We start from the raw sequence: 9,823 nt of genomic DNA, 5'->3' as shown, positions 1-9,823 counted from the left end.
TCAGACCGCACAGCTCCGCATCACCCGGAACCCGCTCGGCCCTCGGCCCGAACACCTTCCACAGATTGCGCACGGAAATGACAGGAGCACCGTCCGAATCCTGAGGCGCACCCCGCCTCTGGGATATCTCGGTCTGCGTGGGGGTCACGAACGACCTCTTTTCGGCGTTCAGCCGCGGAACCAGCGCTGCGGCCGGGTTTGGATGTTCTGCCAGATGCGCTCGGACCCTGGTACAGAATTGTTGCGCATCGCGCATCGAATTGCTTGTGGTGGAACACCTTCGCGAACACTCGGACAGGCGTCAAGGGGTTGGCGGATGACGATTTGGCGTGTTGCGTATTACTGACACTGGAAGCGCAATGCGCAACTTCGGGCTGACCGCGTCGCCGAGACGTTCGACCACCGCACCCGACGGGCTCTTCACGGAAAGAACACACGGAGAACATATGGTCATCACATTCGGTATGCTCCAGGCGCTTCAATCGCACCATTGAGGGGGGATTCCTCATGCCCACGCGTATGCGTCACGTTCTGGCCGCCGCATCCATCGCATCCATAGCGGGCGCGCTCGCCCTGTCGACCGCCGGTCCGGCCCAGGCCACCGAGTATTCGTCCGCGCTCAAGCTCAAGGGCGTGCAGTACGACGCGCCCGGAGCGGACTCCAACCGGTGCTCCGGTGGCAACACCAAGGACGAGTACCTGACGATCAAGAACTACTCACGCACCGCGACCGTCAATCTCAAGGGGTACGTCGTCAAGGACGCCGCGGGCAACAAGTTCACCTTCCCCGCGAACCACAGGCTCGAGCCCGGCGACTACGTGAAGCTGCGCGGCGGCCGCGGCACCGACTCCGACGCCGGCAACGTCGTCTACCGCCAGAACTGCAACTTCATCTGGAACAACGACAAGGACACCATCTACCTCGTCAAGCCGGCCGGTTCCCGGGCCGACGTCCACTCCTACACCAAGCGCGCCAACGACGCGGACGGCAACGGCTACATCAACTTCCACGGCTGACGCCGACGGGATCCCCGGAGCCGGGTCGGTACGGCTCCGGGGACTGCGCCTGGAGCGTGGTCAGCCCCTGATCCGGTCGCGGACCCAGACACCGTTGGGCGAGAGCGCGGCCTTTCCGAACTTGCCGGTGCTGCAGGCACCCTTCTTGAACACCGACAGGTCCTTGTGGTTGTCGGAGAGACTCCAGTTCGTCCAGCCGATCTTCTTCTTGGCCATGAGGTCGATGAACTTCTGGGCCATGGGGTAGTCGGTGCCCCAGCCGTTCCAGGAGGCGACGGCCCACTCGGTGACGAAGATGGGGAGCTTGTCCGAGGCGCGGTCGAGCAGCTTCAGGAACTGCTCCCGTCCCGCCGTCGCGTAGAAGTGGTACGTGTACATGACGTTCTTGTCGCGTACCGGGTCCGCGAGGATGACCTTCTCGTTGGTCGCCTCCGCCGCGCCGAGCGTGGCCCAGCCTCGCGTCGGGACGAGGATCACGCTGCCGGGGGCGCGGGAGCGGATCACCGGCATGATCTTCTCGGTGTAGGCCTTGATGGTCGACCAGCTCACGCCGTGGGGCTCGTTGGCGACCTCGTAGATCACGTTGTTCTTGTTCTTGTGCTTCTCGGCGATGGCCTTGAAGAACGCGCGCGCGTTGGCGAGGTCCGCGTGGGGATCGCCCGGGTGGATCGTGTGCCAGTCGACGATGACGTACATGCCGCGGGCGCTCGCCATGTCGACGAGCTTGCTGGCCAGATCGGTGTATTTCTTCGGATCCGCGCGATAGGCGCCCTCGCGGGCGTACGTCGACACCCGCAGCACGCTCGCCTTCCAGTCGTGGGCGACGGCGTTCAGCGCGGCGCCGGTCAGGCACTGCGGGTACCACTGCGTGCCGTGGGTGCTCATACCGCGCAGCTGGACCGCCTTGCCGGACGCGCCGCACAGCTGGGTGCCGCACACGTGGAGCTTGCCGTAGGTCTGCACCGGGGTCTTGGCCCTGGGGGCCGTTCCGGATCCGGCCGCGTGCGCCGGGCTCGCGGAGAGGAAGCCGACGGTGGCCGCGAGAGCCAGCGAGGTCCAGGCGACGCGTCGGGCGCGGGAATGCGTCGAGGGCATGTGTGCCTCCAGTTCCTGAGGGTGGGGACCAAAGGCAAATATGACGATACGACGGCTGATATGTGAGGGACCGTCACCGCGATTCGTCCGGGCCTCGGACAAGGTTCACCCGAGTGCGGACACCAGGCACTTTCCCGCGTCCCGAGGCCCCGCGACGCCCCGCGACGCCCCGCGAGGCCCTCGTGGATCGCGGTTCCTCTCCCTCTTCGCCGGGTGCCACTCCGGCACATCCTTCCTTCGAGCGAGCGGTGCAGCAATCAGCCCAGCGGCAGGCGCAGGTCACACCCTCCGTGGCTAGTGGTTTGAAATGACCGGCCCCATTCAAGGAGCACGCCTTTCAAGGAGCACACCTTGAGCCTGGATTCCTCTGACCTCGCCCTGGAGACCGACCGACGGCAGCCCACCCCTCGCATAATCCCCCGGTCCGGGCAGCAAGCCGGCGGCGTCCTCCCCGAGCCCCCGGACGACGAGGAGAAGTACTCCTACGCGAGGCGTCACCTCTGGGTGCTCACCGCGGCCTCGCTCATCAGCATGAGCTGTCTCGTCTACAGCCAGTTCCGGCTGATCCAGTCCTCACCCTGGCTGTTCGTCCTGCTGCCGTGTCTGGTCTTCAGCATCCTTTACTACGTCGCCTCCCTGCGGGTGAACGGTTTCACCCCCGACTTCGATCTGAAGGCCCACCGCGAACTCGTCCTGCGATGGCGCCCCGAGACCTATCCGACGGTGGCCGTCTTCCTTCCGGTGTGCGGGGAGCCCGTCGACGTCCTGGAGAACACCTGGGCGCATGTGCGCCGGCTCGCCGACCGCTACCCCGGCAGGGCCACCGCCTATGTGCTCGACGACTCCGCCTCCCCCGAACTCGCCGCCATGGCTGAGGAGTTCGGATTCGAATACGGGAGCAGGCCCAACCGGGGCTGGTTCAAGAAGGCGGGCAATCTGCACTACGGTCTCGGCATCTCCGACGAGGAGTACGTCCTCATCCTCGACGCGGACTTCGCCCCGCGGGCGGATCTGCTGGAGGAACTCCTGCCGTACATGGAACACGACCCGAAGACCGGCATCGTCCAGTCACCGCAGTACTTCCGCGTGGCCCGGCGGCAGACGTGGATCGAGCGCGGCGCGGGTTCCGTGCAGGAGCTGTTCTACCGGGCGATCCAGGTCTCCCGGCAGCGTCACGGCGGCGCCATCTGCGTGGGCAGTTGCGCCGTGTACCGGCGGGCGGCCCTGGAGGCCAACGGCGGTACGACGCTGATCGAGCACTCGGAGGACGTGCACACGGGCTTCGACCTCGGGCGCCTCGGCTGGAAGCTGCGCTATGTGCCGATCCCGCTCGCCACCGGCAACTGCCCCGACAACATCAGCGCGTTCTACCACCAGCAGTACCGGTGGTGCTCGGGCTCCATGAGCCTGCTGGGCAGCAGGAAGTTCTGGAGCACCGAGCTCCGGCTCTCCACCCGGCTCTGCTACTTCTCCGGCTTCCTCTACTACCTCCACACGGCCGTCTTCACGTTCGTGGCGCCCCTGCTGCCGATCGTCCTGCTGGTGGCCATGCCGGAGAAACTCAAGGTCGACTACATGCTGCTGGTCCTGCCCAGTGTCGTGTACACCCTGCTGGTCTTCCCGCTGTGGCACCGGTGCCCCTACCGGATCGAGGCGTGGGCCGTGCGTCTGCTGTACGGCTGGGCGCACGTGTTCGCCATCTGGGACATCGCCCGGGGCAGGCGCCAGGCCTGGCGGCCCACCGGCTCGGCGTCCGCGGGCCGCAACAGGAACCTCCGTTTCCACGTGGGCGTCCGGGTGTGGAACGGCGGTACGGCACTGGTGTGGGTGGGCATCGCCGTCTGGCGCATGATCACCCTGTACCCGCCGGACTTCGCCCTGGTGCTGGCCTCCGGCCTGTTCTACGCCGTGGTCGTGGGCCGGGTCCTCGTGCCGCACCGCAGCCCCCGGGAGGAACCCGTCGCCTCGGCCGCCCCCGGACGGCTGAAACCCGCGGAGAGCCTCTGACTGACAACCACGCACACCCGAGTGAGGTCCTCGCAGCCCGGCCGACGCTGCTGCGGGGACCTCGTTCATGACCGGCAGGCGGATCGACCGCGCTGCCGCCGACCTGAGCACTCGCCGTGCGCATCCACGGCATGGATGAGCCGGATACGGGATTCGGATCACGCGGAGGATGGCGGCAGGCCCGTGGACCGCCCATAGTCGTCCCTACCCGCACGCCGCTGTCCGGACCAGCCGCCGCTGTCCGAGCCAGCCGCCTGTGTGCGGTCGTCCGCAGCATGCCGCGCTCCCCCAGCACCTGTGACAGGCATGCCCGCTCCCGTACACCGTCCCTGGAGTCGCCATGCCCGGTTCCGCCCCGCCGCCGTCCCCCGCCGCGATCGACGACACCGCACCCTCCCCCGTCGCCGTCTCGGGCCGGGCCCATCTGCTGCGGGTGACCCTGCTGATGGCGGGCAGCTGTCTGCCGATCCTCGGGGCGGTGCTGATCGCCCCGGTGCTGCCGAAGATGCAGGACCACTTCGCCGCGGTCCCGGGGGCCAAGGCGCTGGTGCCGCTCGCGCTGACCGTTCCGGCGCTGGCGCTGGCCCTGCTGGCGCCGTTCGCCGGGGTGATCGTGGACCGGCTGGGACGCAAGCGGCTGCTGATCGTGGCGACCGTCCTGTACGCCGCGTTCGGCACCGCCCCGCTCTGGCTGGAGTCCCTCGGCGGCATCATCGCCAGCCGCGCCCTGGTCGGGATCACCGAGGCCGCCATCATGACCTGCTGCACGACCCTGATCGGCGACTACTACACCGGTCAGCAGCGGGTGAAGTACCTCGCGCTGCAGACCATGTGCGCCTCGGCGTCGGCCACCGTGTTCTTCGTGCTCGGCGGGGCCGCCGGGTCGGCGGGCTGGCGGGTGCCGTTCTGGGTGTACGCCGTGAGCCTGGTCCTCGCTCCGCTGATGGCCTCCGCGCTGCCCAGCCCGGCGGCCCACGCGGAGGCCGGGGAGGTCCCCGCGGACGCGTCGGCCCGGCGTGCGTTCCCCTGGCGGCAGCTGGCGGGCGTCTGCGCGCTCACCTTCTTCGGCGCGATGGTCTTCTACACCGTGCCGGTGGAGATGTCGTACCTGCTGGACGACCTCGGGGTGGAGAGCTCCGGGGTGATCGGTCTGGCCACCGCGGTCGCGAGCGCCGCCACCGTGGGCGGGGCGATCACCTTCGCCCGGCTGAAGCGCTCCCCCGAACCGATGCTGCCGGCCGTGCTCGCGGTCTGCGCGGTCGGTTTCGGGGTGATGTTCCTCGCCGGGAACGCCCCGGTGCTGGTCGTCGGCGCGGTGATCAACTGCGTGGGCACGGGCATGCTGCTGCCCGCCCTGCTCACCAGCGCCATGTCCCGGCTGGCCTTCGAGGACCGGGGCCGCGGCACCGGGCTGTGGATGGCGGCCTTCTTCGGCGGCGAGTTCGTCTGCCCGCTCGTCCTGCTCGCCCTGGAGTCGGCGGTCGGCAGCCTCGCCGCAGCCGTCGGTCTGCTGGGGCTGACCGCGGCACTCGTCGCGGCGGGCCTCCTGACGGCGCGCCGCCTCGCGGGCACCGCGACCGACCCCCGCCCGCTGCCCGAGCAGCTGGCCTGAAGCGAGGCCTCCGCTTCCACCGGAGGCCGCCGGCCCGTCCCCGCGCAACCTGCGGGGACGGGCCGCTGGGCGACCGCCTCGCCCGGCGTACGCCTGTCTACGGGCACCACTGGACACGGGGCACCGCGCACCCGGCCGACGCACGGAGAGCCCTGCCCCCGTCGCCCGGCCCATACCCGGGGCTCGCGCACACACCGCCCGGGGCCACCCGGCGGGGATGGGGACCGCGCCGCCCCGGCCCCCCGGCCAGGACCGGGACCACGCCGCCCCGGCCCCCCGGCCAGGACCGGGACCACGCCGCCCCGGACACCCGACCGGGATCGGAACCCGCGCCGCCCGGACACCCGACCGGGATCGGAACCCGCGCCGCCCGGACACCCGACCGGGATCGGGACCACGCCGCCCCGGACACCCGGTCGGGATCGGAACCGCGCCGCTGCCGCTCCGGCTCGCCGCCGGGCGGGGGCCGACAGTGCCGCCCGGGCCGGCCCGCGGGAAACCTGGCCGGCCTCAGCCCGGCAGGGGCAGAGGACAACCGGCACCATCACCACCCGGACCGACGGCGGGAATTCCGCGCGAGCCCCCTACTCGGCAGGAGCCTGGAGCAACCCGGCACCACCACCCAGACCAACCCGGGGAAACCCACACGAACCCCCACCCGGCAGAAGCCAGAAGCAACCCCACACCACCACCCCGACCAACCCGGCGAAACCCACACGAACCCCCACCCGGCAGAAGCCAGAAGCAACCCCACACCACCACCACACGGACCGACCGCGAGGAACCCGCACGTGCCCCCACCCGGCAGAAGCCGAGGGCCATCCCGCACCGTCTCGCTCATTCCCAAGGCCGCCCCGCGGGCTCCACTCGTGCCTCGGTTCACGTCTGCGTCTGCGTCTGCGTCGTCGCAGGAGCGGCTGCCGAGGTTTCCGGTGCGTGGTCCGTCAGGGTCGCGCCCACCTCCGCGGCCTTCCGGCGGAGCCAGATGTGGGCCGCGTCCTGGGCGTGGACCGGGTGCCACCACAGGGCCTCCTGGACCGGGACGGCCTCGAAGGGGCAGGGCAGGACGCGTACCGCCGCGGCACGGACCGCCTTGCGGGCCAGGCGCTCCTGGATCATCGCGACCCGGCGGGTGCCCTCGACCATGTGGGGCAGCAACTGGAAGGTCTGCACGGAGACCTCCACCCGGGGGCTGATGCCGAGCATGCTGAGCTGCCGGGCGACCGGTGCGTCGTAGGGCCGCTGGTAGACCGCCCAGGGCAGCCGGGCCAGATGGTCGAGGGTGAGTTCGTGGCCGACGTCCGGGTTGTCGTCGGCGACCAGGCAGAGCCAGCGGTCCTGGTGGAGGTCGACGGCCGGGAAGCCGTCGATGACACCGTGCGGCATCAGCAGCCCGTCGACGGTGCTGAGCGTGGTCGCGGTGTTCTCCACGACACTGGGCGCCGGATGCTGGAACGTGAACCGGATCCCGGGCGCCTCCTGGTGCACGGCACGGGCCAGCGCCGCGCCGAACACGGCCACTCCGTAGTCCGAGGCGAGCAGGGTGAACTCCCGGTTCTCCGCCGCCGGTTCGAAGTCGGCCTGGCTGGAGAACACCCGCTCCAGCAGATCGCAGGCGGTCGCGCTGCGGTCCCGCAGGGCGACCCCGAGCGGGGTCAGCTCGTAGGCGTTGCCGGTGCGGGCCAGCAATTCGTCGTCGAAATGGCGCCGCAGCCGCGCCAGCGCCGCGCTCATCGCGGGCTGGCTCAGTCCGATGCGCTCGCCGGCCCGGGTCACATTGCGCTCCTCCAGCAGTGCGCGCAGGGCGACGACCAGGTTGAGATCGAGTCGGGACAGGTTCACCGGGGGCACCACCCAGGGAGCGAAGAGCCATCCATGCCATGGATCCGGCTAATCCACAGGATTGATTTCCGTGATTCGCCGATCGGGGCCAGAGTAGACCGCACCCCAGCAGGAGGAAATCTCATGGCAACGCTCGTGCAACCTGCCGGCCCGTTCGCACTCGGCACGTTCTCCGTCCAGGAGGCCGAGGAGGACGCCCGGGAGGACACCCCGGCCGGGCCGACCTTCCCCGGTCTCCTGGCCGGGGGACGGGTCCTGGACCTGAGCCGGGCGCTCGACTTCGCGCCGACCGGACTGCGCGCCGTGGTGGAGCGCTGGGAGGACACCCTCCCGGTCCTGCGCGCCCTCGCGGACGACGACACCCTCGACTGGCGGCCCCTGGAGGGCATGCGGGTGCACGCGCCCCTGGAGCCCCGGCAGATCTTCCAGTCCGGCGCCAACTACCGGCAGCACGTGATCGACCTGGAGGTCGCCCACCGCTCCCCCGACGACCCGCGCACGGTCGAGGAGGCCCGCGCGGAGATCGCCGCGGTCATGGACCGCCGGGCCGCCGAGGACCTGCCGTACGTCTTCATCGGTCTGCCCAGCACGATCACCGGCCCGTTCGACGACGTGGTCCTGCCCTCGTGGGCCGAGCAGCCCGACTGGGAGCTGGAGCTGGCGGCAGTCGTCTCCCGGCCCGCCCACCGGGTCTCCGTCGAGGAGGCTCTGGAGTACGTCGCCGGGTACACGATCGCCAACGACCTCACCGACCGCGCGACCGTGTTCCGCCGGGACATGAAGGCCATCGGCACCGACTGGCTGCGCTGCAAGAACGCCCCCGGCTTCACCCCGCTGGGCCCCTGGCTCGTCCCGGCCGAGTCGCTCGCCGACCCCGGTGACCTCCGGGTCACGCTGAAGCTGAACGGCGAGACCATGCAGGACGAGTCCACCAAGGACATGCTCTTCGGGGTGGCGCGGCTCGTGTCGTACATCTCGCAGACCGCGCGGCTGCTGCCCGGCGACCTCGTCCTGACCGGATCCCCCGCCGGCAACGGCATCCACTGGGGGCGGCTGCTGCGCGACGGCGACGTCATGGACGGCTCGATCACCGGGCTGGGCGCCCAGCGCACCCGCTGTGTCGCGGAGGAGACGGCATGAGCCTCGACCGCCTCGACCGTCACGACCCCGAGGGCGCCATCGCCGAGGCCGCCAAGGCGTACTCCAACTGGGGCCGCTGGGGCGAGGACGACGTGCTCGGCACCCTCAACTTCCTCGACGAGGCCAAGCGCCGCGAGGGCGCCGCCCTGGTCCGGCGCGGGGTCAGCTTCTCCCTCTCGCAGTCCTTCGACATGAACGGCCCGCAGAAGGGCTGGCGTCGACGCACCAACCCCGTCCACACCATGCTGGACACCGGCACCGACGCGGCCCTCGGCAACCAGGGCTTCCCGCACGGGATCGGCGGCGCCGACGACGTGATCGCGATGCCGCTGCAGTGCTCCACCCAGTGGGACGGGCTCGGGCACATCTTCGACCACGGCAGGGCGTGGAACGGGCGGGCGGCCGAGAAGGTCGTCACCTCCGACGGCGACCTCGTCACCGGCATCGAGCACATGGCGCCGTACGTCGCGGGACGTGGCGTGCTGCTCGACGTGGGCCGGGTCGTGGGCACGAACGGCGAACTGCCCGACGGCTTCCCGGTCACCGAGGAGCATCTGACCGCGACCGCCGAGGCCCACGGGGTGAGCGTCGGGCGCGGCGACATCGTCCTCGTACGGACCGGGCAGCTCGCCCGGGTCCGGCGTGAGGGCTGGGGCGACTACGCGGGCGGCCCGGCACCGGGCCTCTCCTTCACGTCGGCCGGCTGGCTGCACCGCAGCGAGATCGCCGCGATCGCCACCGACACCTGGGGCTTCGAGGTCCGCCCGAACGAATTCGAGCACGCCTTCCAGCCGCTGCACCAGGTCGCCATCCCCAACATCGGCCTGCTGATCGGCGAGATGTGGGACCTCGACGCGCTCGCGGCGGACTGTGCCGACGACGGCGTGCACGAGTTCTGGCTGACCGCCGCACCCCTCCCGATCACAGGAGCCGTCGGCTCCCCGGTCAACCCCCTGGCAATCAAGTAACGCGCACAGCAGCGCCCCAAAGGGGCGCGGGGAACGGCGCGCCCAGCCACGAACAACCCGCAGATTCCCACGCACCGCACCGCACCGCACCCGCACCCGCACCCGCACCCGCACCCGAAGCGGAGCGCCGCCGCGGGCCAAC

General features: G+C 70.5%; 7 protein-coding genes and 1 pseudogene. 5 read left to right on the top strand and 3 right to left on the bottom strand.

What is annotated here, in order from left to right; all coding sequences use genetic code 11:
• A pseudogene (locus ACLZN2_RS20935) lies at positions 1 to 148 on the bottom strand (glycine/betaine ABC transporter ATP-binding protein); the annotation flags it as partial.
• Between the two features lie 371 nt (positions 149 to 519).
• Between ACLZN2_RS20935 and ACLZN2_RS20930 the strand changes: the two are divergent.
• The gene (locus tag ACLZN2_RS20930) at positions 520 to 1,017 is read left to right on the top strand and encodes a lamin tail domain-containing protein (protein WP_416980237.1); all 498 of its coding nucleotides are present in this window, start codon (positions 520 to 522) and stop codon (positions 1,015 to 1,017) included.
• Positions 1,018 to 1,077: 60 nt separating this feature from the next.
• Here ACLZN2_RS20930 and ACLZN2_RS20925 read toward each other — a convergent pair whose 3' ends face one another.
• Positions 1,078 to 2,112 carry a glycoside hydrolase family 5 protein gene (locus ACLZN2_RS20925; protein WP_416980213.1) on the bottom strand — a complete coding sequence of 345 codons (1,035 nt, stop codon included), beginning with the start codon at positions 2,110 to 2,112 and terminating at the stop codon, positions 1,078 to 1,080.
• A gap of 531 nt (positions 2,113 to 2,643) precedes the next feature.
• Between ACLZN2_RS20925 and ACLZN2_RS20920 the strand changes: the two genes are divergently transcribed.
• Both ACLZN2_RS20920 and ACLZN2_RS20915 read left to right on the top strand, forming a co-directional pair.
• Positions 2,644 to 4,119 (top strand): glycosyltransferase family 2 protein, encoded by a 1,476-nt coding sequence (locus ACLZN2_RS20920; RefSeq protein WP_416980235.1) that lies wholly within the window; start codon positions 2,644 to 2,646, stop codon positions 4,117 to 4,119.
• Between the two features lie 340 nt (positions 4,120 to 4,459).
• Positions 4,460 to 5,731, top strand: coding sequence for an MFS transporter (locus ACLZN2_RS20915; RefSeq protein ID WP_416980211.1), 1,272 nt, complete (start codon positions 4,460 to 4,462; stop codon positions 5,729 to 5,731).
• An 879-nt stretch (positions 5,732 to 6,610) separates the two neighbouring features.
• On the opposite strand, the gene ACLZN2_RS20910 is transcribed toward ACLZN2_RS20915, so the two are convergent.
• Positions 6,611 to 7,573: a LysR family transcriptional regulator gene (locus ACLZN2_RS20910; RefSeq protein WP_416980209.1), complete on the bottom strand. Its 963-nt coding sequence runs from the start codon at positions 7,571 to 7,573 to the stop codon at positions 6,611 to 6,613.
• A 123-nt stretch (positions 7,574 to 7,696) separates the two neighbouring features.
• Between ACLZN2_RS20910 and ACLZN2_RS20905 the strand changes: the two genes are divergently transcribed.
• A complete protein-coding gene (locus ACLZN2_RS20905; RefSeq protein WP_416980207.1) occupies positions 7,697 to 8,713 on the top strand; it encodes a fumarylacetoacetate hydrolase family protein in 1,017 nt (338 codons plus the stop codon).
• Complete coding sequence (locus ACLZN2_RS20900; RefSeq protein ID WP_416980205.1) at positions 8,710 to 9,681, top strand: cyclase family protein; 972 nt, start codon at positions 8,710 to 8,712, stop codon at positions 9,679 to 9,681. The genes ACLZN2_RS20905 and ACLZN2_RS20900 overlap by 4 nt, the downstream gene beginning before the upstream one ends.
• Positions 9,682 to 9,823 lie beyond the last annotated feature (142 nt).

Source organism: Streptomyces sp. T028 (assembly GCF_048159505.1).
GTDB lineage: Bacteria > Actinomycetota > Actinomycetes > Streptomycetales > Streptomycetaceae > Streptomyces.
This window is presented reverse-complemented; position numbering and strand designations above follow the sequence as displayed.

Excerpts from the sequence above, each read along its gene's own strand:
- ACLZN2_RS20920 (WP_416980235.1), top strand. The coding sequence starts at position 2,644 with ATGAGCTGTCTCGTCTACAGCCAGTTCCGGCTGATCCAGTCCTCACCC.
- ACLZN2_RS20915 (WP_416980211.1), top strand. The coding sequence starts at position 4,460 with ATGCCCGGTTCCGCCCCGCCGCCGTCCCCCGCCGCGATCGACGACACC.
- ACLZN2_RS20925 (WP_416980213.1), bottom strand. The coding sequence starts at position 2,112 with ATGCCCTCGACGCATTCCCGCGCCCGACGCGTCGCCTGGACCTCGCTG.
- ACLZN2_RS20930 (WP_416980237.1), top strand. The coding sequence starts at position 520 with ATGCGTCACGTTCTGGCCGCCGCATCCATCGCATCCATAGCGGGCGCG.
- ACLZN2_RS20900 (WP_416980205.1), top strand. The coding sequence starts at position 8,710 with ATGAGCCTCGACCGCCTCGACCGTCACGACCCCGAGGGCGCCATCGCC.
- ACLZN2_RS20905 (WP_416980207.1), top strand. The coding sequence starts at position 7,697 with ATGGCAACGCTCGTGCAACCTGCCGGCCCGTTCGCACTCGGCACGTTC.